The 26,206-nt window shown below is 72.4% G+C and carries 24 protein-coding genes and 1 pseudogene; 11 read left to right on the top strand and 14 right to left on the bottom strand.

Annotated features, from left to right (window positions below):
• Positions 1–159: 159 nt before the first annotated feature.
• Entirely contained in the window at positions 160–351 is a 192-nt protein-coding gene (locus tag ACH4S8_RS02360; RefSeq protein WP_365488181.1) for a hypothetical protein, read from the bottom strand.
• A 75-nt stretch (positions 352–426) separates the two neighbouring features.
• Positions 427–1,122 carry a L,D-transpeptidase family protein gene (locus tag ACH4S8_RS02355; RefSeq protein ID WP_398390083.1) on the bottom strand — a complete coding sequence of 232 codons (696 nt, stop codon included), beginning with the start codon at positions 1,120–1,122 and terminating at the stop codon, positions 427–429.
• 239 nt (positions 1,123–1,361) lie between these two features.
• On the opposite strand from ACH4S8_RS02355, the gene ACH4S8_RS02350 reads away from it, so the two are divergent.
• Positions 1,362–2,762 carry a pyridoxal phosphate-dependent decarboxylase family protein gene (locus tag ACH4S8_RS02350; protein WP_398390082.1) on the top strand — a complete coding sequence of 467 codons (1,401 nt, stop codon included), beginning with the start codon at positions 1,362–1,364 and terminating at the stop codon, positions 2,760–2,762.
• Between the two features lie 68 nt (positions 2,763–2,830).
• Here ACH4S8_RS02350 and ACH4S8_RS02345 read toward each other — a convergent pair whose 3' ends face one another.
• From ACH4S8_RS02345 to ACH4S8_RS02325, 5 genes are all read right to left on the bottom strand, one after another.
• Entirely contained in the window at positions 2,831–3,184 is a 354-nt protein-coding gene (locus ACH4S8_RS02345) for a VOC family protein (protein WP_398390081.1), read from the bottom strand.
• Between the two features lie 58 nt (positions 3,185–3,242).
• Complete coding sequence (locus tag ACH4S8_RS02340; RefSeq protein ID WP_398390079.1) at positions 3,243–4,046, bottom strand: SDR family NAD(P)-dependent oxidoreductase; 804 nt, start codon at positions 4,044–4,046, stop codon at positions 3,243–3,245.
• Positions 4,047–4,123: 77 nt separating this feature from the next.
• Positions 4,124–5,050 (bottom strand): SDR family oxidoreductase, encoded by a 927-nt coding sequence (locus tag ACH4S8_RS02335; RefSeq protein WP_398390077.1) that lies wholly within the window; start codon positions 5,048–5,050, stop codon positions 4,124–4,126.
• A gap of 209 nt (positions 5,051–5,259) precedes the next feature.
• On the bottom strand, positions 5,260–5,889 hold the full coding sequence (locus tag ACH4S8_RS02330; RefSeq protein WP_398390075.1) for an MBL fold metallo-hydrolase: 630 nt from the start codon (positions 5,887–5,889) through the stop codon (positions 5,260–5,262).
• Positions 5,889–6,974 carry an S-(hydroxymethyl)mycothiol dehydrogenase gene (locus ACH4S8_RS02325; RefSeq protein ID WP_398390073.1) on the bottom strand — a complete coding sequence of 362 codons (1,086 nt, stop codon included), beginning with the start codon at positions 6,972–6,974 and terminating at the stop codon, positions 5,889–5,891. Before ACH4S8_RS02325 ends, ACH4S8_RS02330 begins: the two co-directional genes overlap by 1 nt.
• A 452-nt stretch (positions 6,975–7,426) precedes the next feature.
• On the opposite strand from ACH4S8_RS02325, the gene ACH4S8_RS02320 reads away from it, so the two are divergent.
• Both ACH4S8_RS02320 and ACH4S8_RS02315 read left to right on the top strand, forming a co-directional pair.
• On the top strand, positions 7,427–8,959 hold the full coding sequence (locus ACH4S8_RS02320; protein WP_398390071.1) for a rhodanese-like domain-containing protein: 1,533 nt from the start codon (positions 7,427–7,429) through the stop codon (positions 8,957–8,959).
• Positions 8,956–9,717: a sulfite exporter TauE/SafE family protein gene (locus ACH4S8_RS02315; protein ID WP_398390069.1), complete on the top strand. Its 762-nt coding sequence runs from the start codon at positions 8,956–8,958 to the stop codon at positions 9,715–9,717. The genes ACH4S8_RS02320 and ACH4S8_RS02315 overlap by 4 nt, the downstream gene beginning before the upstream one ends.
• 3 nt (positions 9,718–9,720) lie before the next feature.
• On the opposite strand, the gene ACH4S8_RS02310 is transcribed toward ACH4S8_RS02315, so the two are convergent.
• Positions 9,721–10,008: a metal-sensitive transcriptional regulator gene (locus ACH4S8_RS02310; protein WP_398390700.1), complete on the bottom strand. Its 288-nt coding sequence runs from the start codon at positions 10,006–10,008 to the stop codon at positions 9,721–9,723.
• Between the two features lie 81 nt (positions 10,009–10,089).
• On the opposite strand from ACH4S8_RS02310, the gene ACH4S8_RS02305 reads away from it, so the two are divergent.
• The 3 genes from ACH4S8_RS02305 to ACH4S8_RS02295 all read left to right on the top strand — a co-directional run bounded on the left by ACH4S8_RS02305 (position 10,090) and on the right by ACH4S8_RS02295 (position 13,649).
• Positions 10,090–10,662, top strand: coding sequence for a rhodanese-like domain-containing protein (locus tag ACH4S8_RS02305; protein WP_398390067.1), 573 nt, complete (start codon positions 10,090–10,092; stop codon positions 10,660–10,662).
• Between the two features lie 88 nt (positions 10,663–10,750).
• Positions 10,751–12,505: an ABC transporter ATP-binding protein gene (locus ACH4S8_RS02300; RefSeq protein ID WP_398390065.1), complete on the top strand. Its 1,755-nt coding sequence runs from the start codon at positions 10,751–10,753 to the stop codon at positions 12,503–12,505.
• Positions 12,506–12,752: 247 nt separating this feature from the next.
• Entirely contained in the window at positions 12,753–13,649 is an 897-nt protein-coding gene (locus ACH4S8_RS02295; protein WP_398390063.1) for a helix-turn-helix transcriptional regulator, read from the top strand.
• Positions 13,650–13,797: 148 nt separating this feature from the next.
• On the opposite strand, the gene ACH4S8_RS02290 is transcribed toward ACH4S8_RS02295, so the two are convergent.
• On the bottom strand, positions 13,798–14,094 hold the full coding sequence (locus tag ACH4S8_RS02290) for a hypothetical protein (RefSeq protein ID WP_398390061.1): 297 nt from the start codon (positions 14,092–14,094) through the stop codon (positions 13,798–13,800).
• Positions 14,095–14,267: 173 nt separating this feature from the next.
• On the opposite strand from ACH4S8_RS02290, the gene ACH4S8_RS02285 reads away from it, so the two are divergent.
• On the top strand, positions 14,268–14,633 hold the full coding sequence (locus tag ACH4S8_RS02285) for a nuclear transport factor 2 family protein (protein WP_398390059.1): 366 nt from the start codon (positions 14,268–14,270) through the stop codon (positions 14,631–14,633).
• Between the two features lie 272 nt (positions 14,634–14,905).
• Here the strand turns inward: ACH4S8_RS02285 and ACH4S8_RS02280 are convergent, their stop codons facing one another.
• Positions 14,906–15,952: a hypothetical protein gene (locus tag ACH4S8_RS02280; protein WP_398390057.1), complete on the bottom strand. Its 1,047-nt coding sequence runs from the start codon at positions 15,950–15,952 to the stop codon at positions 14,906–14,908.
• A gap of 137 nt (positions 15,953–16,089) precedes the next feature.
• Here ACH4S8_RS02280 and ACH4S8_RS02275 point away from each other — a divergent pair, with 137 nt between their 5' ends.
• Positions 16,090–17,334: a glycosyltransferase gene (locus tag ACH4S8_RS02275; RefSeq protein ID WP_398390699.1), complete on the top strand. Its 1,245-nt coding sequence runs from the start codon at positions 16,090–16,092 to the stop codon at positions 17,332–17,334.
• Between the two features lie 287 nt (positions 17,335–17,621).
• Here the strand turns inward: ACH4S8_RS02275 and ACH4S8_RS02270 are convergent, their stop codons facing one another.
• Positions 17,622–18,293, bottom strand: coding sequence for a TetR/AcrR family transcriptional regulator (locus ACH4S8_RS02270; protein ID WP_398390055.1), 672 nt, complete (start codon positions 18,291–18,293; stop codon positions 17,622–17,624).
• A gap of 239 nt (positions 18,294–18,532) precedes the next feature.
• Between ACH4S8_RS02270 and ACH4S8_RS02265 the strand changes: the two genes are divergently transcribed.
• Complete coding sequence (locus tag ACH4S8_RS02265) at positions 18,533–19,792, top strand: YncE family protein (RefSeq protein WP_398390053.1); 1,260 nt, start codon at positions 18,533–18,535, stop codon at positions 19,790–19,792.
• Between the two features lie 7 nt (positions 19,793–19,799).
• Here ACH4S8_RS02265 and ACH4S8_RS02260 read toward each other — a convergent pair whose 3' ends face one another.
• Entirely contained in the window at positions 19,800–21,668 is a 1,869-nt protein-coding gene (locus tag ACH4S8_RS02260; protein WP_398390052.1) for an endoglycosylceramidase, read from the bottom strand.
• 107 nt (positions 21,669–21,775) lie between these two features.
• Positions 21,776–23,761 (bottom strand): GTP-binding protein, encoded by a 1,986-nt coding sequence (locus ACH4S8_RS02255; RefSeq protein ID WP_398390051.1) that lies wholly within the window; start codon positions 23,759–23,761, stop codon positions 21,776–21,778.
• 261 nt (positions 23,762–24,022) lie between these two features.
• Here ACH4S8_RS02255 and ACH4S8_RS02250 point away from each other — a divergent pair.
• Both ACH4S8_RS02250 and ACH4S8_RS02245 read left to right on the top strand, forming a co-directional pair.
• A pseudogene (locus ACH4S8_RS02250) lies at positions 24,023–24,244 on the top strand (XdhC family protein); the annotation flags it as partial.
• 198 nt (positions 24,245–24,442) lie between these two features.
• Positions 24,443–25,582 (top strand): XdhC family protein, encoded by a 1,140-nt coding sequence (locus tag ACH4S8_RS02245; protein ID WP_398390697.1) that lies wholly within the window; start codon positions 24,443–24,445, stop codon positions 25,580–25,582.
• A gap of 82 nt (positions 25,583–25,664) precedes the next feature.
• Here ACH4S8_RS02245 and ACH4S8_RS02240 read toward each other — a convergent pair whose 3' ends face one another.
• Positions 25,665–26,174, bottom strand: coding sequence for a metallophosphoesterase family protein (locus ACH4S8_RS02240; protein WP_398390049.1), 510 nt, complete (start codon positions 26,172–26,174; stop codon positions 25,665–25,667).
• Positions 26,175–26,206 lie beyond the last annotated feature (32 nt).

The raw sequence follows: 26,206 nt of genomic DNA, 5'->3' as shown, positions 1-26,206 counted from the left end.
GCCGGGCTCAGGGGAGTCGCGGCCGTGGGGTTCACGGCCGCGGACGAGTGGTTCGGAGTCGGGTCCGGGTGACCGGGACCGGCTCCGGGCGCCGGAAGCCGGTGCCGAGGTCCGAGGCGATGGCTCCCCGGGACGGGGAGCCCTGCCGGACGTGGAGGATCAGGCGGCCCGGGTCGCCGAGGACGACGGGGCGGCCTTCGCCCACTCGAGGACGAGGCGCTGGTACTCGCGCCGCTCGTCCATGTTCAGCGACCCACCTGCCCGGAACCAGAGAGCCCGGATCTCCTCGTTGACTTCGGCAGCGGATCGCTGAGTGTCGTTGTCAAGAGTGGTGCACATGCCGTGAAGCATACGACCCTTGACGTGAAGATGATGTGCGTAAAGGCCCATCAGGTGACATAACGGACCGTGAAGCTCGTCACTCGCTCAGGTGCCGGGCTTGCGGCCGTACACGTAGACGTCGTCGCCGTTCTTGAGCAGTGACCAGTACTTCTTGGCCGTGGTCGGGGTCATGTTGACGCAGCCGTGCGAGCCGGGCGGGTTCCACATGCTGAGGCCCACCGAGTGGAAGGCCTGGCCGCCGTCGAAGAACTGGCTGTACGGCATGGACACGTTGTAGATGGTCGAGACGTGGTCGATGTCACGCCAGTAGATCTTCTTCAGGCCGGTGCGGGTCTCGTAGCCGTCCCTGCCCGTGCGGACCGGGACCGGACCGTAGACGAGGCGGCTGCCGTCCTGGATCCAGCTGAGCTGGAGCGTGAGGTTGACGCAGGCGATCCGGCCCTTGTTGACCGGGCACTTGCCGTCCCGGTTGGGGTTGGTCCCCACCGCCTTCTGCTTGTTCATGAGGTCCATCACGCCCCAGGTGACGGGGCCCGCGTACCCGATGTTCGGGGTGATGCCGTGCTTGTTCTGGAAGGCCTGGATCGCCTTGCAGTCGGCGGTGGACTGCCGTCCGTCGACGGGCCGGCCGAGGAACTTCTCCACCTGCTTCTGATACGGGCCGGCGGCCGTCGTGCAGCTCGCCGCCTGCGCGGGCGTCGCGCCCAGGGCGAGGGTGAGCGGTGCCACCAGTCCGGTGAGTCCGAGCGCGACAGCTCCTCTTCTGCGTATGTCCCCCATGGCGGGCCTTCCTGTTGCGTCCGTCGTTCTGTCTGCTCTACTAGACCGCCCTAGAGGGTATTGCGTTGTAGGACCGGTCGGACAGCGACGAAACCGTGACATTCCTCGCTGCGGCGGCCCCGGCCCCGGCGGCGCCATCACTGCGGCCCACGGCACACGGCGCCGCGACCGCTGCGCACCGGTCCGGTTTCCGTGAAGTGGACCGCTCGCCCGGCGGGCGTTCCTTCTAGGCTGCCGTCATGCACCCCGCTCTCTCCGACGACCTCGACCGTCTCCCCGAACTCCTGCAGGCCGCCCGGGACTTCGCCGTCCAGGAGGTGAGCGGCCTCGACAACCGTCCCGTCGCCCGGACCGGCAAGGCGCCCGCCCCCGATCCGCTTCCCGGCGAGGGCGCCGGCGCCGAGGGTGCCCTGGCGCGGTTCGCCGGGCGCTGGGCGCCCGGTTTCTCCGGTTCCGCGGGACCGCGCTACCTCGGATTCGTCACCGGCGGCGCGACGCCCGCCTCGCTCACCGGGGACTGGCTGACCAGTGCCTACGACCAGAACGTCTCGGGCGCCGCCGGATCGTTCGCGAGCGCGCTGGAGCACGAGACGCTGGGCTGGCTGCGCGAGCTGTTCGGGCTCGGCGAGGAGCACCACGGGGCGTTCGTGAGCGGTGCGACGGTCTCGAACACGGTCGGGCTCGCCATCGCTCGCGAGTGGCTCGGCGAGCGCCGGGGTGTGTCGGTGGCGCACGAGGGGGCCGGCGCGCTCGGTCCGGTGGACGTGCTGTCGGGCAGTCCCCATTCGAGCGTGGCCAAGGCCCTGTCCGTCCTCGGTCTCGGCCGGGACAGCCTGCGCCGGGTGCCGGTGCTGCCCGGCAACCGCGAGGCGGTGGACGTCGAGCGTCTCGATGCCGCGCTCACCGCGCTGGACGGGCGCCCGGCCGTCGTCGTGGCGAACGCCGGGACCGTGAACACCGTCGACTTCGACGACCTGCGGGCCGTCGCCGCGCTCAGGGAACGCCATGACTTCTGGCTGCACGTCGACGCGGCCTTCGGTGGATTCGCGGCGCTGTCACCCGAGTTCTCCTCGCTGGTGGCCGGCCTGGACGAAGCCGACTCCGTCTGCGTGGACCTGCACAAGTGGCTCAACGTCCCCTACGACGCGGCCGTCCAGTTCACCCGTCGGCAGGATCTCCAGGTCAAGGTCTTCCACAACGCCTCGCCCTATCTCGGACTCCCCGGCGGCGACCCCGACTTCCTGCACCTGACGCCGGAGAACTCGCGACGGCTGCGCGCGCTCCCGGCCTGGTTCTCGCTGGCGGCCTACGGGCGCGAGGGGCATCGCGAGATCGTCGAGCGGAACGTCGCGCTCGCCCGGCGGCTGGGCGAGCGGATCGCCCGTGCTCCCGGGCTGCGGCTGCTCGCGCCGGTGCGGCTGAACGTCGTGTGCTTCACGCTGGCCGACGACCCGACGGAGCGTCGGGTCCACGCACTGGCCGACGCCGTCGCCACCTCGGGCGAGGCGTTCGTGACACCGACGTGCTACGACGGGACCCACGGGCTGCGCGCCGCGTTCAGCAACTGGCGTACGTCCGAGGCGGACACGGACCGGGTGTTCGCGGCCGTCGAGCGGTACTGCGCGGAGCCGCGCCTGTGACGGGCCGCGCCCGCGACGGCCGCACCGGCCGCTCCGCATGAGTCAGGGGGTGCTCCCCGGTCCTCGGGTCAGGCGGGCTGCCACAGTTCGATCCGGTTGCCCTCGGGATCGGTGACCCAGCCGAAGCGGCCGACACCGTCCATGTCCTGGGTCTCCTCCGCCACGTCCGCTCCCCGGGCGCGCAACTGCGCGAGCATCGCGTCCAGGTCGCGGACGCGGAAGTTGAGCATGGTCTGCTGCGCCGGGGACCCGAAGTAGCCGGTCCCGGACTCGAAGGCCGCGAACACCGTCGGTCCGGCCTCCGGGTTCCACAGGCCGTTCTCGTCGGCGTCCAGGCCCAGGCAGTCGCGGTACCACGCGCCGAGGGCCGCCGGGTCCGCGGCCCGCAGGAAGTATCCGCCGATTCCCAGCACACGTTCCATGCGGCCATCCTGTCAGGAAGAGCGGCGGACGGCCCGGCACCACACCCGGCGCCGGGCCTCAGCTCCCGTCCTCGCGCCCGCCCCCGACCGCCTCCCGGAACCCCTTGTTGACGCCCAGCAGACCGCCGTCGACACACAGGGTCGTGCCGGTGATCCAGGCCGCGTCGCGGGAGGCGAGGAAGGCGACGGCGGCGGCGATGTCCTCCGGTTCGCCGACCCGCCCGAGCGGATAGAGCCGGGACGCGGCGGCGAGATCGTCCTCGTGGCCCTCCCAGGCCGTGGTGCGGACCGTGCCCGGCGCCACCAGGTTGACCCGGACGCCCCGGGCGGCGGCGTGGCCGGCCAGGGTCCGGGTCAGCGACATCAGTCCCGCCTTCGCCGCGCTGTAGGCGTGGTTGCCGAAGTCCTGGATGCCGTTGACGGAGCCGACGGTGACGATGGCCCCGCGGCCGGAGGCGACCAGGTGCGGAAGGGCCGCGCGGGCGCAGCGGTAGGCGCCGGTCAGGGTGATGTCGAGGTCGGCGGCCCAGTCCTCGTCGCTCTCGTCCTCGAAGAGCGGGGCGTCGGGGGTGCACCGGTAGGCGTTGTTGACCAGGACGTCGAGCGAGCCGAAGGTGTCCACGGCGTACGCCACGGCGGCCTCGACCCGGGCCCGGTCCCCCACGTCGCAGCTGAACGCCTCGGCGCGCGAGCCGAGTTCGCGCAGCGCGGCGGCGGTCTTCTCGGCCTGGTCCAGGTCCACGTCGGTGACGAGGACGCCGGCGCCTTCCGCGGACAGGCGGCGGGCGGTCGCCGCACCGATGCCGCGGGCCGCACCCGTGATCAGAACCCCGTACCCCTCGAAGCGCCTCATCGCAGTCATGGCAGGGAAGCTACCTCCATGATCGCCGCGGCGACAGACGTCTGCGCCCGTCTCCCCTTCCCCGGACGGGCCGCCCGTCAGCGGTACCCCGTCACGTCCGCCGGTTTGCCCTTGTCCTGCACCTCGACCATGTAGCGCCAGGCGTCCGGACGGCTGCCGTCCCGGTCGGTGAAGCCGTACACCCGGGCGAGCTGCCCGCTGGAGAGGGACTGCCCGTTCCAGCGCGCGCGTTCGGGATCGGCGGCCAGCGCGGCGACGGCGCGTCCCACGTAGTACGGCGTCTCGGAGATGGCGAAGTGCGGCTCGCCCTCCTCTGCGTCGTGCCAGTTCTCCTCGGTCACCCCGAAGGCTTCGAGCATGATCTCCGAGCGCATCCAGCCGGGGGTGAGTGCCACGGCGGTGGCGCCGCGCGGGCCCAGTTCGTGTCCGAGGGCGAACGCCATGCGCAGGACGGCGGACTTGGCGATGTCGTAGAAGAAGGAGACCCGGTAGGTGTCCCGGTTGTACTCCGCTGTGCCGTCGGTCATCTCGACGACCAGGCCGCCGGGGCGGCGCAGCAGCAGGGGCAGCGCGTGGTGGCTGGTGATCGCGTGGGTCTCGACGGCGAGCCGGAGCATCCTGCGGCCGTTGTCGAGGTCGTGCTCCCAGAGGGGGGTGTCCCACTCGAAGAGCTTCTCGGCGCCCCAGATGTCGTTGACCAGGATGTCGAGACGGCCCTGTTCGTCCGCGATCCGGGCGACGAGGGACTCCACCTCGGCCGGGACGAGATGGTCGGCGGGGACCGCGATACCGCGCCCTCCCGCCGCGGTGACCAGGTCGGCGGTGTCCTCGATGGTCTCCGGGCGGTCGTACTCCGAACGCCGTTCGCGGGTGCTGCGGCCGGTCACGTAGACGGTGGCGCCGGCCGCGCCCAGTTCCACGGCGATCCCGCGGCCCGCGCCGCGGGTCGCGCCCGCCACCAGGGCGACCTTGTCCCGCAGCGTGCCTTCCAGCGGCTCCGACATGTCCGGCCTCCGTGCGCTCGGCGTCCACGGGCGCTCACCCGTGTGTCCCTGCGAGCGTCTCCTGGAAGCCGGACATCTTCTGTCAGGTATCCGTGTGGCGACTTCGCCGTGTCGCCGCGGGGCGAAGTCCGGCGTCCGGCGTCCGGCGCCGCGGACGGCTGCCGGGACGGGGCGCCGGACCGGAATCCGCCGCGGGCGACGGCGGAGTGTCAGTGGCCGCGTGCGATCCACGCCTCCAGGTGGGGCGCCTCCGCTCCGATCGTGGTCGTCTCGCCGTGTCCGGTACGGACGACCGTGTCGGCCGGCAGGGTGAGCAGCCGGTCGCGGATGGATTCGACGATCGTCGGGAAGTGGGAGTAGGACCGGCCGGTCGCCCCCGGGCCGCCCTGGAAGAGGGTGTCGCCGGAGAAGAGGGTGCCAAGGCCCGGGTCGTAGAGGCAGACCGCTCCGGGGGCGTGGCCCGGGGTGTGCAGCACGGTCAGATCGGTGCCCGCGGCCTCGATCACCTGCCCGTCCTGGAGCCAGGCGTCGGGCATGCGGTCCGGGTGGGTGAGCTTCCACAGCGGCAGGTCGTCGGGGTGGAGCCAGATGGTCGCCCCGGTGCGCTCCGCCAGGGCGGGGGCGGCGTCGATGTGGTCGTTGTGGGCGTGGGTGCACACGATCCCGCGCAGCCGGCGGTCGCCGACCGCCTTCGCGATGGCGTCGGCGTCGTGCGCGGCGTCGATCACGACGGCCTCGTGGTCGTCGCCCACGATCCAGACGTTGTTGTCGACCTCCCAGGTGCCGCCGTCGAGCTCGAACGTGCCCGAGGTGACGAGGTGTTCGATGCGCGCGGTCATCAGAACATCACCACCGAGCGCAGCACGTCGCCGTGGTGCATCCGCTCGAAGGCCGCCTCGATGTCGTCCAGGGCGATCGTCTCGCTCACGAACGCGCCCAGGTCCAGGCGTCCTTGGAGGTGCAGGTCGATCAGCATCGGGAAGTCGCGGGAGGGCAGACAGTCGCCGTACCAGGACGACTTGAGCGCGCCGCCGCGGCCGAAGACGTCGATCAGCGGGAGTTCGAGCTTCATGTCGGGGGTGGGCACGCCGACGAGGACGACCGTGCCGGCGAGGTCGCGGGCGTAGAAGGCCTGTTCGTAGGTCTCGGGGCGGCCGACGGCCTCGATGACGACGTCGGCGCCGAAGCCGCCGGTGAGTTCGCGGATCGCCTCGACGGGGTCGGCCGTCCGGGAGTTGACGGTGTGCGTCGCGCCGAGTTTCTCGGCGGTCGTGAGCTTGCGGTCGTCGATGTCCACCGCGATGATCTTCGCCGCGCCCGCGAGCCGGGAGCCCGCGATCGCCGCGTCGCCGACCCCGCCGCAGCCGATCACAGCGACGGTGTCGCCCCGTCCGACGTTGCCCGTGTTGATGGCGGCGCCGATGCCGGCCATCACTCCGCAGCCGAGCAGTCCGGCGACGGCCGGGGAGACCGCCGGGTCGACCTTGGTGCACTGTCCGGCCGCGACCAGCGTCTTCTCGGCGAAGGCGCCGATGCCGAGAGCCGGGGACAGCTCGGTGCCGTCCTTGAGGGTCATCTTCTGCTTCGCGTTGTGGGTGTTGAAGCAGTACCAGGGGCGTCCGCGCAGACACGCGCGGCACTGTCCGCACACCGCGCGCCAGTTGAGGATCACGAAGTCGCCGGGGGCCACGTCCGTGACCCCGGCGCCGACCGACTCCACGATTCCGGCCGCCTCGTGGCCGAGCAGGAACGGGAAGTCGTCGTTGATGCCGCCCTGCTTGTAGTGCAGGTCCGTGTGACAGACCCCGCAGGCCTGGATCTTCACCACGGCCTCGCCGGGCCCCGGATCGGGCACGACGATGGTCTCGACGCGCACCGGCTCGTTCTTGCCCGGTGCGATCACGCCCCGTACTTCCTGCGCCATGTGAATGAGCCCTTCCCTAGATGGACCTTCCGTCGACCGACCCTACGGTGTGACCGGCCGGTAGAAGGCCAGGTGGACCGCGACGGCTCCGGTCCGGGCAGCCGGACGGCCGCCGCCCCCGAACCGACGCCCCGCGATCGGCGACGCCGGTGCGTCGACGGCGCCTCTCGAACACCCGCCGCCACGTGCCGGCGCCCGTCACACATCCGCTCTCGCCCGGCTGCCGGCACCCGCCCGCTGCCGCCGCACGGCCGACGCCTCTCACCCGTCCGCCCCCGGCGGGGACAGCACCCCGGACACGCCTGGGCACCCCCGGACACCCGCTGCCACCCCCGTCGACAGCGCCTCCCGGATACCCCCGGGGGTACCTCTGCTACGGTGGATATACCCCCGGGGGTAATTTTCACCGAGCCGGGAAGCCCTCGGGCTTCCCACGGGAGAGGAGTGCAGCCGTGTTCTTCGTCGACACCATCGAGGTGGCGGGCCTGGGCAACCGGAGCTATCTAGCCGGCGGCCCGCGCGCCGCCGTCGCCGTCGACCCGCCCAGGGACGTCGAGCGGGTGATCACCGCCGCGGCCCGGCGGGGCGTGCGGATCGCGTACGTCGTCGAGACGCACCTGCACAACGACTACGTGAGCGGCGGCCTGGAACTGGCCCGGCTCACCGGGGCCGCCTACCTGGTCCCGGCCGGCGCCCATGTCACGTTCCAGCGGGTGCCCGTGGCCGACGGGGACACGGTGGAGGTCGACACCGGGCTGACGCTGCGGGCGCTGGCCACACCCGGCCACACCCCGCACCACACCTCGTACGCCCTCCAGGAGAACGGGCGGGCCGTGGCGGCCTTCACCGGCGGCTCCCTGCTCATCGGCACGGTCGGCCGGCCCGATCTGGTCGAGCCGCGGCTGACCGCCGAACTGGCCCGCGCCCAGCACGCGTCGGCGCACCGGCTCGCCGCGGAGCTGCCCGACGACACCGCCGTCCTGCCGACCCACGGCTTCGGCAGCTTCTGCTCCGCCGGGACCGCCGAGGGCGACGCGACCACGATCGGGCGCGAGCGGTCCGGCAACGAGGCCCTGGTCAAGGACGTCGACTCCTTCGTCGCGGACCTGCTCGCCGGCCTCGACGACGTGCCCGCCTACTACGCCCACATGGGGCCGGCCAACGCTCAGGGCCCGGCCCCCGTCGACCTGACCCCGCCCGCGCTCGCGGACGCCGCGGAGATCGCCGCGCGGCTGGCGGCCGGCGAATGGGTCGTGGACCTGCGCAGCCGGCTCGCGTTCGCCGCGGGGCACGTCGCCGGAGCGGTCAACGTCGAGGCGGACGGACAGCTCGCCGTCTATCTGGCCTGGCTGCTGCCCTGGGGCAGGCCGGTCACCCTGCTCGCCGAGTCCCCGGAACAACTCGCCCGTGCGCAGCGGGAGCTGGCGCAGGTCGGGGTGGACCGGCCGGCCGCCGCCGCGATCGGCTCGCCGGCCGACTGGGTACGCGCGGGAGAGCGTCCGCGCACCTTCAGGCGTGCCTCCTTCGCCGAACTGGCCGAGGCGTACGCCTCCCCGGACCGGCCCGTCGTCCTGGACGTCCGGCGCGACTCCGAGCGCGCCGGCGGCCATGTCGCGGGTTCGGCGCACATTCCCGTGCACGAGGTGCGCGACCGGCTCGGGGAGATACCCTCCGGGACCGTCTGGGTGCACTGCGCCGGGGGCATGCGGGCCGCGATCGCCGCCTCGCTGCTCGACGCGGCGGGCCGGGACGTCGTGGCCGTCGACGACTCGTTCGCCGCCGCGGCCGCTTCAGGCCTCCCGATGACACGAGGCGCCTCCGCGGCCCCGACGGCCCCCTCCGCCCCCGTCGGCACGGCAGGTCCCACCGGCCCTGCCGCCCTCGCCGGCACGGCCGCTCATGCCGCTCCCGTGGACCCCACCGGAACGGCGGCTCCGGCAGGCCCCGGCACCGCCTGCGGCGCGCTCGGGGAACCTGCCGCGTGAGCGTCCTGATCCTCGCCCTCGCCGCCGGAGCCGTGACCGGGATCGCGCTCGGGGCGCTGGGCGGCGGCGGCAGCGTGCTGACCGTGCCCGCCCTGATCTACCTGCTCGGATTCACTCCCTCGGCGGCCACCACCGCGAGCCTGGTCATCGTCACCCTCACCTCGGCGACCGCGCTGTCGGCGCACGCCCGGCAGGGCACCGTCCGCTGGCGCGCCGGAGCACTGTTCGCGGCGGCCGGACTGATCCCCGCGGCACTGGGCGGGGCGGTCTCGGGGCAACTGCCTCCCGCCGTGCTGACCGGCGCCTTCTCGCTGATCGCGGGCCTCGCGGCGTTCCGGATGCTGCGTCCGGCGGCCGACGGGACGGGGGCCGGCGGGACGGGGGCCGGGCCCGCGGGGACCGGCCGGATCACCGGAACGGGCGCCGGTCTCGGCGCGGTGACCGGGGTGCTGGGTGTGGGCGGCGGCTTTCTCGCCGTACCGGCCCTAGTGAACGTCGTGGGACTGCGGATGCGGGCCGCCGTCGGCACCAGCCTGCTGGTGATCACGGCGAACTCGCTGGCCGCGCTGCTCGCCCGCGCGGGAACGGCGCAGAACCTGGACTGGGCGGTCGTCGCGCCGTTCGCCGGGGCGGCCGTCCTCGGCGCCTGGGACGGCAAGCGGCTGGCGGCCCGGGTGTCGGGCGGCACGCTTCAGCGGATCTTCGCCTGGGCGCTGCTGGCCGTGGCGGGGCTGATGCTCCTGGACGTCGTGCTGTGAGGCTCAGGCCAGCGACAGGAAGAGCTTCTCCAGCCGGGCCCGCATCTGCTCACTGGTCTCACCGTTCTTCGCGCCGTTCCCGACGTCGGCCAGACACTGCTGGAGCCCGGTGGCGATGATCGCGAAACCGGCCCGGTCCAGGGCCCGGGAGGCGGCGGCGAGCTGGGTGACCACCTCCTCGCAGTCACGCCCCTCCTCGATCATCCGGATCACTCCGGAGATCTGTCCCTGCGCCCGGCGCAGCCGGTTCAGCACCGACTTCAGCTCGTCACCCGCGAGTTCCAGTTCCACGAACACTCCTCCGTCCATACCCCTAGGGGTATCTTACTCCGCCCTGCGGGGCACCCCCGAAGAGCAAGGATGACACTCCGCATGAACAGCCCCCTCTCCCTCGACGCCGACCAGGCCCACGGACGGCTCGGCGAGCTGACCGTCATCGACGTCCGCACCCCCGGCGAATACGCCTCCGGCCATCTGCCGGGCGCCCTGAACGTTCCGCTGGACCGGCTGCACCGGGCGCTGCCCGTGCTCGGGAACGCCCGCGCCGAACTGCTCCTGGTCTGCCGCTCCGGTGCCCGCTCGGCGAACGCCTGCGCCCTGCTGGCCGAGCACGGGGTGCCGGCGGCCACGCTCACCGGCGGCACCGGCGCCTGGGCGGAGCGCGGACACGAACTGCACCGCCCGGCCACCGGCACACGGGCCGGCTGGTCCATGGAACGCCAGGTCCGCTTCACCGCCGGCACCGTCGTCCTCGCCGGTCTCGGCCTCGGACTCCTGCACCCCGCATGGCAGTTGCTCTCCGCCGGTGTCGCGGGCGGGCTGGTCTTCTCCGCGCTCACCGACACCTGCGGCATGGCCGCCCTGCTCGCGAGGCTCCCGCACAACCGGCCCCGCCCGGCGGATCTCGACGCCACCCTGGCGGAACTGGAGGAACGCGTGTCCTGAACCGCGTACCGTCACGGCGGCCGGGGCCGGTACGGGCGCGTCGCCGACGTAGCCTGAACGCTCCGTCCCAACTCCCGCGAGGAGCACCGTGAGCCTGACCGAGACCGCGCCCGAGGTGCCCGCGTGGCGCCTGTTGCTCGGGTACGTACGACCGCACCGCCGGGCGCTGTTCGCGGGCGCGCTGCTGGCGCTCACGACCGGGGCCACCGGTCTGCTGCTGCCGCTGGTGGCACGCGGGCTCATCGACGACCTGTCGCACGACAAGTCGATCGGACGGGCCCTGCTCGGCATGGCGGCCCTCGTGGTGACCAACGCGGCCTTGGGAGCGCTGGGTTCGTACGTGCTGCGGCGCACCGCGGAATCGGTGGTGCTGGGCGCGCGGCGCACGCTCTCGTCGTACCTGCTGCGACTGCGCATACCCGCCGTGGACCGCAGCGAGCCCGGCGACCTCATGGCACGCATCACCTCCGACACGACCCTGCTGCGCGAGGTCACCACCGATTCGCTGGTCGGCCTCGCCACCGGCGGCCTCACCCTCGTCGCGACGGTGGTGATGATGGGCCTGGTCGACACGGTGCTGCTCGGTGTCACGCTGGGCGTCGTGCTGTGCGCGGGTACGGTGCTCGGCCTGATCGTGCCGCGCATCAACCGGGCGAGCAGGCAGGCCCAGGACGCCGTCGGGGTGATGGGGGCCGCCCTGGAGCGGACCCTCGGCTCGCTGCGCACGATCAAGGCGTCGGGCGCCGAGCACCGTGAGGAGCGGAGCGTCCACGCGGCCGCCGAGGAGTCCTGGCGGCAGAGCGTGCGGGCGGCCAAATGGTCGGCGGCGGCCGGCAACACGGCCGGCCTGGCGATGCAGATCGCCTTCATCACGGTCCTCGCGGTGGGCGGCGCCCGGGTCGCGACCGGCGCCATCCACGTCGGCACCCTGGTCGCCTTCCTGCTGTACGTGTTCTACCTGATGTCACCGATCCAGCAGGTGGTCGGCGCGGTCACGCAGTACCAGACCGGTGCCGCCGCGCTCGCCCGTATCCAGGAGGCCCTGCGGCTGCCCGCCGAACCCGCCGCCCTGCCCGCGCCGCTGCCGGCGCCGGGCGCGGAACCGGCGGCGCTCGCCTTCGAGGACGTCCGCTTCCGGTACGCCGACGATCTGCCCTACGTCCACCACGGCGTGACGTTCGCCGTCCCCGCCCGGGGCCTGACCGCGTTCGTCGGCCCCTCCGGCGCGGGCAAGACCACCGTGTTCTCGCTCATCGAGCGGTTCTACGAGCCCGAGGCGGGCCTGATCAGCGTGGACGGCCTCGCGCTCGACGCCTGGGAGCTGCCCCGGCTCCGGTCGGCCATCGGCTATGTGGAGCAGGACGCGCCGGTGCTGTCGGGCTCCCTTCGCGACAACCTCCTGCTCGGCAACCCGGAGGCCGACGAGGGTGAGCTGACCCGGGTGCTGAGGACGACCCGCCTCGACGGCCTCGTGGCCCGGCTGCCGGGCGGCCTGGACACCCTGGTCGGGCATCGCGGCACCAAACTGTCCGGCGGCGAGCGCCAGCGCGTCGCCATCGCACGGGCCCTGCTGCGCCGCCCCCGGCTGCTGCTCCTCGACGAGGCCACCTCGCAGCTCGACGCCGTCAACGAGGCCGCGCTGCGCGACACGGTCGCCGACGTGGCCCGGACGACCACGGTCCTGGTCGTCGCGCACCGGCTGTCCACCGTCACGTCGGCCGACCGGATCATCGTGATGGACGCGGGCCGCGTCCGTGCCGTGGGCACCCACCGCGAGCTCGTCGCGGCGGACCCGCTCTACGCCGAACTGGCCGCCACCCAGTTCCTCGCGACCGCGGGATGACCCCGGCACCACGACCGCGCGCCGACGCCGCGACCGGACGCAGTGCTCCGGGGCCGCGCCCCGGCGTCGCGCCCCGGTCGCACCCCGGCGTCGCACCCCGGCGAAGAAGCCCGTGACGATTCCTTGGCGGCGGCCCGGCTCTCCTCTATCGTGATGCCCTCTTTCCGCCACGGGAGCGGCCGGCCGCGTGCGGCCGGTCCCGACCGGGCGGCGAGGCACGTCCCACCGGATACCCAGGCGACTGATCATGGTCAAAAACCGACCCCCGGCCGGGCAGGCCGTCCCCGGGATCATCTTCGCGGCACCCGTCGGCGTACCCGCCGGTCTGGAAGTGATCTCGCTGGCCGCGCTGCGCGCCCGGTCCCGTGCCCAGGGCACCGACCTCGGCGCGCCGCAGCGCCCCGCCTTCCACCAGGTGCTCACGCTCGCCTCGGGCACCCTGCGCCAGAGCGTGGACTTCACCGTCCATGACGTCGAGCGGGACGCCTGGCTGTGGACGCGCCCCGGGCAGGTCCTGCAGTGGGGAGATCTCACGCGGGCCGAGGGGACGCTGATCGCCTTCGACCGGGACTTCCCTGGCCCGGCCACCGTCCGTGCGGCCCGGCTCGACGATCCGCACGCCCGCGTGCTGCGCACGCCGAAAGGCGGGGCCGCCACTTCGTTGCGGGTGGCAGGCGCGCATCTGGCGCACGAGTTCCAGGCCCCGGGGCGGCTGCCTCGGGACGCGCACAGCGCCGTACTGCGTCATCTGCTGGACGTGCTGATCCTGCGCCTGGCCCATCTGGAGGGGTCCGACACCCCGGCCACCGGGACCAGAGAAACCTTTCTGCGCTTCCGTGCGAGCGTCGAACGGGACTTCGCGCACACCCGCCGGGTGGACGACTACGCCCTCACCCTCGGTTACTCGGCCCGCACGCTGTCCCGGGCCGCCCTCGAATCGGCGGGGATCGGCGCCAAGGAGTTCATCGACCGCCGGGTCGTCCTGGAGGCCAAGCGGCTGCTCGCCCACACCGACCTGGCCGCCGCCCGCATCGCCGACCGGCTGGGCTTCTCCAGCGCCACGAACTTCGCCAAGTACTTCCACCAGCGCGCCGGCCAGGCTCCCATCGCGTTCCGTACGGCGGTACGCGGGCGGGTGGGGTGATCGGCGAAAGCACCGGCCCTCCCGCTCCGCACGGCGGGCTCCGACGCAACGTCACCGTTCCGCCGGGTCCCGCCACGGCCGCCGGCCGGCGCGGCTGCCGGCCGTTGACCGCGAGTCGCCGACCGCCGACACCCCAGGCCTCGACGCCCTAGCCCCCGATGCCCGGCATCAGGCCGGCGACAGGTGCGGCAAGGTCGGTCACCTGATGCAGCTGGTTCAGGTCGTTCAGCCGGTTCAGCCCCTCGAGCTGGTCGGAGGGCGGCGGCAGCTCGCCCTGGTGCGCGGCGGGGATGTCGCCCGTGGCGAGCGAGTCGAGCACGGTGACGGGGTTCAGCTTCCCGGCGTCCTGGGCCTCGGAACCCGCGGCACTCGCCATCGGCGCGACAAGCCCCGTGACGCCGACGGCGAGACCAACGGCGGCGACGATACGTCGTGTTGAGATCATGCAATCAGCAACGGCCCGGCACCCGGGGCGGACACGGCCCGGCGTCCTCGCTCACCCGAGAGGTGCATCGGGCGTCTGCGTTTGCCGTGGGCCCCGAGGCGGAGGAGGCTCGGTACTGAGGCGCTTCGCGGCCGGCTCGTCGCCGGTCCGCGCCTTCCTGAGGGAGGTCACCCATGGGCACCGCGACAACCCCCGCCTTCGACACAGAAGCGCTGCGCCGGGGCATCGAAGGACACAGTGCGGCAGATCTGCTGTCGCTCTACGCGGACGACGCGGAACTGCGCATCGTCGACCGCAACACCCAACCCAGTCACCCGATGGTCAAACACGGTCGTGCGGAGATCGCCGAGATGCTCGACGACGTCTACAGCCGGGACATGACGCACAAGATGGAACAGTGCGTCATCCAGGGCGACCACGTGGCCTACTCCGAAACCTGCGTGTACGCGGACGGGGTACGGGTGCTGAGCACGTCGATGATGTCGTTGCGCGACGGCAAGATCATCGAGCAGACACTGGTACAGGCATGGGACGAGTAGGGAGAAACCGGCCGAAGGTCCAGGTCACATCGCGTCCGACCTGGACCTTCTCTGCGGGCGCGGCGATGGGGAGGTCCCGACCGGTCTCGCGACGGCACGGGCTCTCCACGACGGGCCTGCGGGTGTCCGCCTTCCTGCTGGAATCGTTGATGCGGACGCCACGTCCGCATCGACACCCCACGGCACCTCGTACCCCCCGAAGGCTGCGCATCCGGCCCCGGTGAGTCGCGCCCGGCCGCTGCTCGCCGGCTTCGAGGACGGCCGGGTCGCCGTCAGAGCTGGGTCGGAACCGCCGCTCGGGTGAGGGGTTCCACCGCCCGCAGGAGCATCGGGGAGGCCCGGTCCACGAAGTCGCGCAGAATCGTCGAATGGGCCGCGTCGCCCCCGAGTTCGTCCAGCAGCCGGTACGCCCTGCCCCGGAACGAGTTGATGTCGTCCTCGTACCGGCGCAGCACGTCCGGTGCGAGAAGGACGGCGGTGAGCGCCTCCCTGGCGTCGGGCGAGCAGCGGGCGGCGGCCTGGAGTTCCAGGACGTGGCCCGCCGCATCACCGCCGACGGTCTCCACCGCGCATGCCAGCAGATAGGTCACCGTGCCGTTCACGAGGTCTTCGTTGCGGCCGGTCAGGATGTCCTGCTGATCATTGAACAGCTGCCACAGGATGCCGAAGACGTTGCCGAACTCCCGCCAGCGTTCGACCCTTTCGTCCGGGCATCCGGCCAGTCGCGCCGCCATGGCGGTGACCATGCTGTACGGCGCGCCGGACTTTCCGAGGTATGCCGTGACCACGGCCTCGCACGTGGCAGCGTCCACGTCCGCGCGCAGGTCTCTCAACTGCCCCTCGGTCGCGCCGATCCAGCACCTCACGACCTCGGCCGACAGCGGTCCGCGCACCTGCTCGGGAATCCGCGCCGACTGAACGACGAGCAGGGGAAGGGGAATTCCGCCGATCACCGTGGCGAGCAGCGCCTCGCTCTCGTGCAGAGCGCCGGCAGCGAAGACGGCCTGACCGTCGGCGAGGTCGTCCAGGTAGCACGCGGAGGTCCACCACAGCTCATGGACGACGGCCAGGGGAACCGCCGGTCCGGGCGCCCCCGTCTCCACGGCGTGCACGATCATCGGCAGCACGGAATGAGGGTAGGCGAAGGTCCGGTGGTCCAGGAGTTCGGCGACCGCCGCCCGGACGGACGCGGCCGACGGACCCAGCATGTCGAGTGCGGACTCCCGCTCCGCCGCGATGTCCGCGGCCATCTCCCGATGCAGATCCATGTACGACTTCGCTCGCACGCAGTCCACCCCCACCACCGATTGTTCGAGCACCGATTCGATCATTCGCCATGATGACGAGCCAGAGCAACTTTGCGCCACGGCCGGTTCCTTGGGGACCCCCGTCCCGCCGGTGAAGCGGCGGCGAGGGGTGTGAACCCGCCATACTCTCCCTCGTGCGAGTAGCGATCATGACCGCGGGTTCCCGGGGCGACGTGGCTCCGTTCACCGGCCTCGGGCACGGCCTGGTGCGGGCCGGGCACGAGGTCACCCTGGTGACCCACGGATGTTTCGCGGACCTGGTGTCGGGGTCGGAGGTGGGGTTCCACGCCCTGCCCGTCGATCCGCGGGCCGAGCTGCAGTCCGAGCGGGGCCGGCGGCTGCACCGGAGCAGAACGGGCGCCGGAAAGATCGTCCGGCTCGTCGAACTGACCCGGTCGCTCGTCGGGCGGCTGACCGACGACATGATCGAGGCCGCCCGCGCCGCCGACGTGCTCCTGCTGTCCGGTTCGCTCGGACCGCTCGGGTACACCGTCGCGGAGGGGCTGAGCCTGCCCAGCATGGGCGCGTACCTGCAGCCACTGGCACCGACAAGGGAGTTCACGCCTCCGGTGGCCGGTGTCCGCTCCTGGGGCCCCCTGGTCAACCGGGCGGCGGGGTACGGGGTGAACCTGGCCGTCGAGCGGGTCTTCGCCGAGACGGTGCGGGACCTGCGCCGGCGGCTCGGCCTGCCGCCCGCCGGTCCCGTCGCGGCCCGTCGCGCCCGCGAGCGGAGTGCCTGGCCGGTGCACCACGGGTTCAGCCCCGCGGTGGTGCCCCGGCCGCGGGACTGGCGGCGGGGGCTCGACGTGTCCGGGTACTGGTGGCCCTACGACGGCGAGGACGCCCGGCTCCCCGCCGCGCTGGAGGACTTCCTGGACGCGGGCCCCGCTCCGGTCTTCGTGGGTCTCGGCAGCGCCACCGTCCCCGATCCGGGGCGGCTGAGCGCCGAGATCGTGCGTGCCCTGCGGGCCGCGGGGCTGCGCGGGGTGATCCAGCAGGGGTGGGGCGGGCTGCGGGCCGCCGGCGACGACATGTTCACCGTCGGCGAGGTGCCGCACTCCGTCCTGTTCCCCCGGACGGCCGCGGTCGTGCATCACGCCGGGGCCGGCACGACGGCGGCGGGGCTGCGGGCCGGGGTCCCCGCGGTGCCGGTGCCGGTCCAGTTCGACGAGGGTTTCTGGGCGGCGCGGCTCGTCGCGCTCGGTGTCGCGCCCGGCGCCCTGTCGCCACGGGGACTGCGCGCCGAACGGCTGGCGGCGGCCCTGGTCCGGGCGACGACGGATCCGGCGTACCGGCGAAACGCACGGAGCCTGGCGGAACGCCTTCGCGGGGAGGACGGGGTGACCCCGGTCGCGGAGACCCTGGCCCGACTCGACCGCCTCGGGCACCTTTGAGGTGCCCGGACCCCGACGACACCGGCTGCAGCGACGCCTGCGACACCACGGAGCGCGGGACACCCGGCCGGCTCGGCAGGACGACGGGACCACCGACTCGGCGGCCCGCAGGGCACGCACGGTCCCGGCGGCGCATCGGCGACCCTGCAAAGCCGGCAGCTCGGCAGACCCGGCGGCCCGGCGGGACCGGTGGCACGGCAGGGCCGGTGGCACGGCTCCGGCAGGGGCGGTGGCACGGCTCCGGCAGGGGCGGGAAGGGGCCTCCGCGGGCTCGTGGTCGTATGCGACTACGAGCCCGGGGTCCCGTCCGGGTCCCAGCCGACCGGACGCAGGATTCCCAGCAGCTGGCGGACCAGTTCCTCCACCACCTCGTCCAGGGTCGCGTCCACCCAGCCGGCGTTCCAGTCGTGCAGCAGACCGTTCACGCTGCCGATGAAGGCGGTGGCGGCCAGCCGGTGGTCGCGCGGCACCGCCTCTCCGCGGGCGACGGCACTCGCCGCCTCGCCGCAGATGAAATCCACCCAGCGGGCCCGGCGGGCGAGCCGCTGCTCCTCCAGTCGCGCGCTCACGCCGATGATCTCCACGAAGGTGATGCGGATGCGGCGCGGATCACTCGTCACGTTCGCCGCGTAGGCGTGGAAGAGCGCGGTGGCACGCTCGGCCGGCGGCAGGTCGCGGGCTTCGGCGAGCGCGGCCAGGGCGGCTTCCTCGGCCCAGTCGTTGACCTGGAGGTGGAGGGCCGCCAGTACGTCCTCGAGGCCGTGGAACGTCTCGTAGAACTGGCGCGTGGACAGCCCCGCCGCCTCGCAGAGGGCCGCCACGGTCGTGGACCTGTACCCGGGTCCGGCGCCGAACAGCTGGAGCCCGGCGTCGAGGAAGCGGCGGCGGCGCTCCGCCTGCCGTTCCTCGGCCGTCCTGCCGCCGTACCGGCCGGTGGGCTGTCTGAGCCTGCCCGCCACGCGTACCTCCCCAGGACCTGTCACGAACGGGTGTTCGCCCCTTCGGTGATTTTCTCGCGCCCCGCCCCTTGTGAAGAGGCTCCCCCAGTCCTTACTTTCCAGTAAGCGCACTGTGAAAGCGGGCATGTTCAGATTCCCGCTTGTCATGATCTCGACATTTGCATAGGTCACCCACGCTCAGCACGCTCCTGGTCCACCGTGCCGTCACCCGCACTCCCCCACTACGACAGGGACCCTCCATGTCCGTCATCGGAGCCAGACACCTCTGCGCGCTCGCCGCCGCCCTCACGCTCACCCTCGGCGGGACGGCGACCGCCGCCTCCGCCGTCGGCGCGGGGGCCTCCGCCACCGATCTGCGCGAGGTGATGTTCGTCGGCAACAACTGGGAAGGAACCGCGGACGTCATCAAGTCCTCCGGCGACTTCGCGAAGATCGGCCGGATCGACGTCATCCCGGACAAGGCCGAGCGGCTCGCGGCCATCAACGCCGATCCCATCAAGTGGGCCTACTTCATGGGGATCCGCAACGGAGTCGGCGAGGGACACGACCAGTTCGTCGACGACATGTACTCCACGCCGGACGGCAGGTCGGTGGTGGTCTCGCGCCCGAGTTTCGCCGACGTCGTCTCGATCGACCTCGCCACCGGGCAGATCAACTGGCGCTTCCCGGTGGCGGGTTACCGCTCGGACCACATGGCCGTGTCGCCCGACGGCACCCGGGTCGCGGTGTCGGCCTCCACCGCGAACACCGTCCACGTGCTCGACATCACGACCGGCAGGCAGCTCGGCTCGTTCGCCACCGGCGACAAGCCGCACGAGAACATCTTCACCCACGACGGCAAGTACATCTGGAACATGGCCATCGGTGACGTCACCACCGCTCTCGACGACCCCTGGCTGGACTGGACGAAGGGCGACCGGAAGATCACGGTCGTCGACGCGGCCACGTTCAAGCAGGTCAAGGTGATCGACATGCGCCAGCGCCTCGACGCGATCGGCCTCAGGGACTTCTCCGACGCCGTCCGCCCGGCCGTCTTCTCACCGGACGAGTCCAAGCTGTACTTCCAGGTGTCGTTCTTCAACGGCTTCCTGGAGTACGACGTGGCCACCGACAGGATCACCCGGGTGAAGACCCTCCCGAAGAACCCCGCCACCAGCAGCGACCGCACGACGTGGGTCAACGACTCGCGCCACCACGGCATTTCGATGAACCCCTCGGGCACCAAGCTGTGCGTCGCAGGCACGATGGACGACTACGCGACGGTCGTCGACCGCGCGACCCTCCAGGAGGGCCCGCTGGTCCCCGCCTCCAAGCCGTACTGGGCGACCGTGAGCGGTGACGGCAAGGACTGTGTCGTCTCCGAGAGCGGCGCCGACCAGGTCACCGCCATCGACTTCGAAACGGGACAGAAGACGGTGTCGGTGCCGGTCGGCGACCACCCCCAGCGGGTCCGGCTCGGCCATGTGGAAGCGAACTGGACCGGCCCGTCGGGCAGTTGACCGCTACTCAGCCGAACCGGGCGGCGGCCCAGGCGGCGAGTTCGGTCCGGGCCCCGTCCAGCAGGGCGGAGGACGGGGCGCTCGCCCCGTTCGTGACCAGCGCGTAGTGCACGGTTCCCGGGCCGGACGCGGTGAGCAGGAGGCGGCGGCTTCCGGTGCCGCCCGGCTCGGGAGCCACGGCGACGGGCGTGGCCGAGGTGTAGGCGGGTGGCGAGACCGTCGCCCCGAGGTCGGACACCACCGTCGTGGCCGAGGCGGGGAAAGAGGCCGGCAGATGGAGTTCCGTCGGGGCGGTGCCGCCGTCGGAGCGCCAGACGAGCAGGCCGTACTGCCCCGTTCCGACCAGCCGGGAGACCTGGGGCAGGGTCGAGGGAACCGGGTTCCAGGTCAGCGTGGTGGAGCCGTCGCGGGAGCGGTCCTCATAGGTGAAGGCGAGGGCGGAGCCCGCGGTGGCGGCGGGGTAGAGGCGGTCGAGGAGCCGGGCGTCCTGGCGCAGTACGGCCGTGCCGGAGTCGTCGAGGCGCACGGCGGACATGTCCTCGTCGTTCCAGGCGTCGCCCGAGGTCAGGACCTTGTCGGGGTTGTCGTTCATCAGCTCGTGGTGCCGGCCGCTGTAGATGTCCCACTGCCACTGGGTACCCGACAGGACCGGTCCGGACGAGGCCGCCGATGACCACCAACCGGCCCCGGAGAGACGGGAGTCGAGGGCCTGGTACATCGCCTTGTCGACGGTCGGGGCCTTGTCCGCGACCGTGCCGGAGAGCGGGTGGCCGAACTCGGAGACGACGGCCGCCGTCCCGGCGGCCGCGGCCCGGTCCCGTACGGTGCCGAAGTCGCCGGTGTACTGGCCGTCCCCCGCCTTGCCCCACATGAGGATGCCCGAGATGGCCTTCTGGTCGTAGAAGTGGGTGTTGAAGACATAGCGCGGGCCGAGCGTGCCCGCGTCGAGCAGTCCGCCCTCCTGCTTCTGGGAGCTGATGTTGGCGTTCCAGAAGAGGTTCGGTTCCACGCAGGCGGGCTTGTCCTGCCAGCCGGCCGCGTCCATGCGGGAGCGGAACTTCCCGTAGAACGGCCAGAGCAGGTCGCGTTCCCAGGTGCGGCTGGTCTGGCCCGAGTCGTAACTGCCCGCGTAGGGCTCGTTGTACGGGTCGAAGCCGGCCACGCCCGCGAACTCGGCGGTGGTGAGGTGCTGGCGGACGTAGGTCATGGTGGCCTGGGCCGTGGTCAGGAAGGCGTCCTGGAGGCCGTAGGAGTTGTGCCAGAAGTCGTACTGCGCCGCCTTGACGGCGTTGTTCTGGGTGATGTTCTGGCCCCAGAAGAGACAGATTCCGCAGGACTCCTGAGAATAACCACCGGCGGTCACGGCCCACTTGGGGGCGCCGTCGCCGGAGTACCAGCTGCCCGTGTTGAAGAGGTGGCGGGAGTAGAGGTCCTGGTGGAAGTCGGGGAAGACACGGATTCCCGCGTCGAGGAAGGCTCGCATCTGGTCGGTGGCCGCGGCGAGATAGGCGTTGTCGACCTGACCGCGGACCGGTTCGGCGTGCGCCCAGGAGAGCAGGAAGCGCACGGAGTTGCCGCCGCCCAGGGCGCGCAGCGCCGTCGCGGACTTCGCCGCGTCGGCGACCGAGGCGAAGGGCAGTCCGCTGTTCTCCTCCAGCTTGGTCTCGCCGGAGACGTTGTAGCCGCGCAGGACGACCTCGCGGCCGAGGCCGTCGGTGAAGCGGCCGTTCACGACCGTGAGGGCGGCGGCGGCCGGCTGGTCGAACCAGAGGGAGTCGGGGAGTCCGTCCGCGGCGGCGGGCCGGGTGCCCGCCGCCGTGAGGAAACCGGTGAGGAGTACGAGGACGCCGAGCAGACGCGCACGTAACTTCGACATGTACACAACAGTCCCGCCGGCACCGGGAAGCGTCAACACCTCTGACTCGTGAGTAAGTTTCTCGTTTCACCACCCTCGCGCGCGGAGCCGCGGGCGCGGCCGTCGCCTCACCCGCCGACCCTGCGGGTCAGGTTCAGCAGGTACTCCTTGCGGTCCAGCGGGTTCAGATCGGTCCGCGGGCGATCCGGGACCGCGCCGCGCGCCACGGGCGCGTAGTGGTCGAAGGCGCATTCCAGCTCGCCCTCCCCGCGCGTCAGCCCCGGCAGTTGCTGCTCCAGTTCGTGTGCCCGCACCACCGGGAGGACCCCTTCCAGCACGCACGAGGAACCCTCGATCCGCGTGGTCCGCGGCACGGCTCGCTGCCGGGCCAGCACGGGCAGCACGGCGCCGAGCGTGTCCGCGGGCGCCTCCAGCCGGAAGCGGTGCATCGGCTCGTACACCTGGCTGCCGGCCTCTCGCAGTGCCGCCGTCAGCACCAGCGGGGTCAGGCCCCTGAAGTCGGCGCCCGTGCTGGACATGCTCTTGTCGAATCCCTGGTGGGCATGGCTCTGGCGCGGCGAGTAGCCCGAGTGCGTCATCGTGACGACGCAGTCGGTGACCTGCCAGCCGTACAGCCCCTGTCCCAGCGTCTCCTCGACGGTGTCCTCGACCGCCTTGAAGAACGCGTACGGCATCGATCCGAGCTCGACCTCCAGCCGGAACTCCACGCCGGAGCCGATCGGCGCCGGGTCGACCCGCAGTCCGACGGTCGCGAGGAAGGGGTTGGGTTCCTTCTTGTTGTACTCGACCGACGCGCCCGTCCCCAGGGGCCGTTCGACGCACAGCGGAGTCGTCTCGCGGAAGAGGACGTCGACGCCGTACTCGTCGGCCAAGGTCGCCTGGAGAACCTCCTTCTGCACCTCGCCGTAGAGCGACACGGACATCTCGCCCCGCAGTTCGTCGTGCCTGAGGCCGATCAGCGGGTCCTGCTCGGCGAGTTGGGTGAGCGCCGTGTGCAACGCACCCTTGTCGGCCGGACTGCCGGGCGAGACGACGGTCTCCAGGGTCGGCGGAGCGAAGAGGGCTCCGCCGGCCGGCGAGGACCGCGGTGCGCCGATGGTGTCACCGATCCGGATCGCGCCGAGCCCCCACAGTCTGCCGATGCGCCCGGCCGTCACAGCCGCCTCACGGGCCTCCGATCCCCGGTCGAAGACACTGATCGCGGTGACCTTCCCTTCCTCCCCGTCGCGCAGGGTGAGCCGGTCGCGGGTCCGCAGGGTTCCGGAGAACATCCGCGCGTACGCGATCTTCTCCCCGGCTGCTCCCCGTTCGACCTTGAAGACGGTGCCCGACAGCGGCCCGTCGGGATCCGCCTGTGCCGGGGGCAGCAACTCCCGGATGCCGGCGATCAGTTCGGTGACACCCGCGCCCGTCATGGCCGATCCGAAGAACACGGGGTGCACCAGGGCCTGCCCGGTCTGCCTGACGAGCGCGGCGCGCAGACACGCGTACGACACACCGCTCTCGACGTACGCGGCCAGCAGGTCCTCGTCGTGCCCGGCGAGCGGGTCGAGGAGGTGCGGCCGCAGCCCGGCGGCGGTGTAGGGGGCGAAGTGAGCGGCACGCGTGCCCAGTTCACCGGGCTCGCCCATCGGGACGATCGCCGGGGTGAGCCGCTCGGAGATCTTCTCCAGGATCTCCCCGTGCCGGGCTCCGCGGCGGTCGATCTTGTTCACGAAGATCAGCGTGGGAATGCGCAGCCGCTGGAGCGTCCGCATCAGCACGCGGGTCTGCGCCTGCACGCCCTCCACGGCCGAGACGACCAGGACGACGCCGTCGAGCACGCCGAGGACCCGTTCCACCTCGGCGATGAAGTCCGGGTGACCGGGTGTGTCGATGAGATTGACGGTGAGGTCGTCGACCGCGAAGGAGACGACGGCGGATTTGATCGTGATGCCGCGCTGCCGCTCCAGCGCGAGGAAGTCGGTCCGGGTGTTGCCGTCGTCGACGCTGCCGATCTCGTCGATGACCCCGACCGTGTGCAGCAGCCGCTCGGTCAGGCTCGTCTTACCGGCGTCTACGTGCGCCAGGATTCCCAGGTTGAGCATATGCACCGGGTGTCATGTCCTTCGAGATGAGAGGGATTCCTTCCTGGGTGGACATGAACGGTGTGCGCATGTGCTGCTCCTCGGTCCCGGTGAGCGCGTCCCGGTGAACGCGTCCCGTCCAGTGCAGCAGTGGGGCGCCCGGGACGGCAACGCATTAACGCTCAACGAAACCTCCTCGTGGAGCGATCCTTGAAGGTGACCGGATCCTGGTCCGCGAAGGTGACCGGACTCTCGCGAGGCCCGGCCCGACGGCGTAAGGAGCGGACGATGCGTGACATCCTCCCCGCGCTGTACGAGTGGTACGCGGCCGGTTCGCCCTTCGGACTGGCCACGGTGGTGGCCGTCAGCCGCAGCGCGCCCCGCGACCCCGGGGCGGCCATGGCGGTGGGGCCGGGCGACGAGGTCGTGGGCAGTGTGTCCGGCGGCTGTGTCGAGGGGGCGGTCTTCGAACTGGCCCGGGAGGTGATCGCCTCGGGCGAGGCACGTCTGGAGACGTTCGGGTACAGCGACGAGGACGCCTTCGCCGTGGGGCTGACCTGCGGCGGAGAGATCACGCTGCTGGTCCGGCGAGTGTCGGCCACCGACGATCCGGCCTTCCCCGCGGTGGCCGAGTCGGTGGCGGCGGGCCGCCCCGTGACGACGGCGACGGTGATCGACGGACCCGCCCGACGCGGAGCGACGCTGGCCGTGTGGCCTCACCCAGACCCGGACCCGGAGTGTTCGGAACCCGCCCCGGACGCCGTGACACCCGCCTCACCCGTATCCGAGGGCCCAGCCCCCTCACCCCCCGGCTCGACGGCCGCGGACAGTTCCACGCCCGGCCCATTCGATCCTGCAGACCTGGACGGCTCCGTGCTCTGCCCACCCGTCTCTGCGGGCCCGGCCCCCTCGTCACCCGGCTCACCCGGCTCGACCGGCCTGGACGGCTCCGCTCTCGGCCCACCGGACCCTGCATACCCGGCCGGCTCCGTGATCGGCCCACCCGTCTCTGCAGACCCGGCCGGCTCCGTGCTCGGCCCACCCGGGTCGGTCGGCATGGACGGCCCGCCGTCCGGCTCGCTCGCCCCGACGGAGCCGGACGGCGAAGAAGCCGGTCCGTCCGGCTCCGCGAGCCCGGCGGGATCGGACTGCGGGGTGTCCGGGGCGGCGGAACCGGGCCGTGGGGTTCTCGGTTCTCTCGGGTCGGCGGGGCTCGACGACGCCGTCGCGGCCGATGTTCGTGACGGCGCGGCGCAGGGCGGCACCGGGCTGCGGCACTACGGCCCGCACGGCGAGCGGTGCGGGGACGTGGTCACCGTGTTCCTGCACTCGTTCGCGCCTCCGCCGCGCATGCTGGTCTTCGGCGCCGTCGACCATGCGGCCGCCGTGGCCCGCGTCGGCGGCTTCCTCGGCTACCGGGTCACGGTGTGCGACGCCCGCCCTGCCTTCGCCACGCCGCGGCGGTTCCCGGCCGGTGTGGAGGTCGTCGTGGACTGGCCGCACCGCTATCTGAGCGGCCAGGCGACCGACGAGCGCACGGTGATCTGCGTCCTGACCCACGACCCCAAGTTCGACGTACCCCTGCTGGAGGAGGCGCTGCGCCGCCCGGCCGCGTACGTGGGGGCGATGGGCAGCCGCCGCACCCACGACCATCGTCTGGAACGGCTGCGCGCGGCCGGCGTGCCGGAGCGCGCGCTGTCCCGGCTGCGCTCCCCCGTCGGTCTCGACCTCGGAGCGCGTACACCGGAGGAGGTGGCCGTGTCCGTCGCCGCGGAGATCGTCGCCCTGCGCCGGGGCGGCAGCGGGGTGCCGCTGACGGCGAGGACCGGGTCGATCCATCCCCGCTGACCGGCGTCTGTACCCGTGTCCCGTACCCGTACCTGTGTCCCGCGTCCCCTACCGCGTGTCCCGTACCGCGCCGGCCGTGGGATCAGCCGCTGCGCGGCGGCAGCCGGTGCAGGGTCACCTCCGTGAGACGGCCGTCGTTTGTCACCGTCGCGGTCATGTACGTGCAGGACGGCTCGCGGCGGCGGTCGGTCGGCGAGCCGGGGTTGAGCAGGCGCAGGCCGCCGGGCGCGGTGCTGTCCCAGGGGATGTGGCTGTGCCCGAAGACCAGGACGTCGAGGTCGGGGAAGCGCCGCGCGCAGCGCTGTTCACGGCCCTGGGCGCCGCCGGTCTCGTGGACGACGCCGAAGCGCAGGCCGCCGAGCTCGGCACGGGCGGTCTCGGGGAGGCGGGCCCGCAGGGCGGGGCCGTCGTTGTTGCCGTACACCGCGACGAGCCGCCGGGAACGGGCCTCCAGCAGGTCCAGGGTGGCGGTGTCCACCCAGTCCCCCGCGTGGATGACGACATCGGCCGAAGGGAGTTCGGCGAGCAGCGCGGCGGGGAGTTCCCGGGCCCGCTTCGGCAGGTGGGTGTCGGACATCAGCAGGAGTCGCACGGTCCCACCTTGCCGACGGGGCGCTCGCCGCG

The organism is Streptomyces sp. NPDC021080, assembly GCF_044333225.1.
Classification (GTDB): Bacteria; Actinomycetota; Actinomycetes; order Streptomycetales; family Streptomycetaceae; genus Streptomyces.
The sequence above is the reverse complement of the archived record's forward strand: the minus strand, read 5'-3'. Positions and strand labels throughout refer to the sequence as shown.

Excerpts from the sequence above, each read along its gene's own strand:
- ACH4S8_RS02360 (WP_365488181.1), bottom strand. The coding sequence starts at position 351 with ATGCTTCACGGCATGTGCACCACTCTTGACAACGACACTCAGCGATCC.
- ACH4S8_RS02355 (WP_398390083.1), bottom strand. The coding sequence starts at position 1,122 with ATGGGGGACATACGCAGAAGAGGAGCTGTCGCGCTCGGACTCACCGGA.
- ACH4S8_RS02350 (WP_398390082.1), top strand. The coding sequence starts at position 1,362 with ATGCACCCCGCTCTCTCCGACGACCTCGACCGTCTCCCCGAACTCCTG.
- ACH4S8_RS02345 (WP_398390081.1), bottom strand. The coding sequence starts at position 3,184 with ATGGAACGTGTGCTGGGAATCGGCGGATACTTCCTGCGGGCCGCGGAC.
- ACH4S8_RS02340 (WP_398390079.1), bottom strand. The coding sequence starts at position 4,046 with ATGACTGCGATGAGGCGCTTCGAGGGGTACGGGGTTCTGATCACGGGT.
- ACH4S8_RS02335 (WP_398390077.1), bottom strand. The coding sequence starts at position 5,050 with ATGTCGGAGCCGCTGGAAGGCACGCTGCGGGACAAGGTCGCCCTGGTG.
- ACH4S8_RS02330 (WP_398390075.1), bottom strand. The coding sequence starts at position 5,889 with ATGACCGCGCGCATCGAACACCTCGTCACCTCGGGCACGTTCGAGCTC.
- ACH4S8_RS02325 (WP_398390073.1), bottom strand. The coding sequence starts at position 6,974 with ATGGCGCAGGAAGTACGGGGCGTGATCGCACCGGGCAAGAACGAGCCG.
- ACH4S8_RS02305 (WP_398390067.1), top strand. The coding sequence starts at position 10,090 with ATGAACAGCCCCCTCTCCCTCGACGCCGACCAGGCCCACGGACGGCTC.
- ACH4S8_RS02295 (WP_398390063.1), top strand. The coding sequence starts at position 12,753 with ATGGTCAAAAACCGACCCCCGGCCGGGCAGGCCGTCCCCGGGATCATC.
- ACH4S8_RS02290 (WP_398390061.1), bottom strand. The coding sequence starts at position 14,094 with ATGATCTCAACACGACGTATCGTCGCCGCCGTTGGTCTCGCCGTCGGC.
- ACH4S8_RS02285 (WP_398390059.1), top strand. The coding sequence starts at position 14,268 with ATGGGCACCGCGACAACCCCCGCCTTCGACACAGAAGCGCTGCGCCGG.
- ACH4S8_RS02275 (WP_398390699.1), top strand. The coding sequence starts at position 16,090 with ATGACCGCGGGTTCCCGGGGCGACGTGGCTCCGTTCACCGGCCTCGGG.
- ACH4S8_RS02265 (WP_398390053.1), top strand. The coding sequence starts at position 18,533 with ATGTCCGTCATCGGAGCCAGACACCTCTGCGCGCTCGCCGCCGCCCTC.
- ACH4S8_RS02260 (WP_398390052.1), bottom strand. The coding sequence starts at position 21,668 with ATGTCGAAGTTACGTGCGCGTCTGCTCGGCGTCCTCGTACTCCTCACC.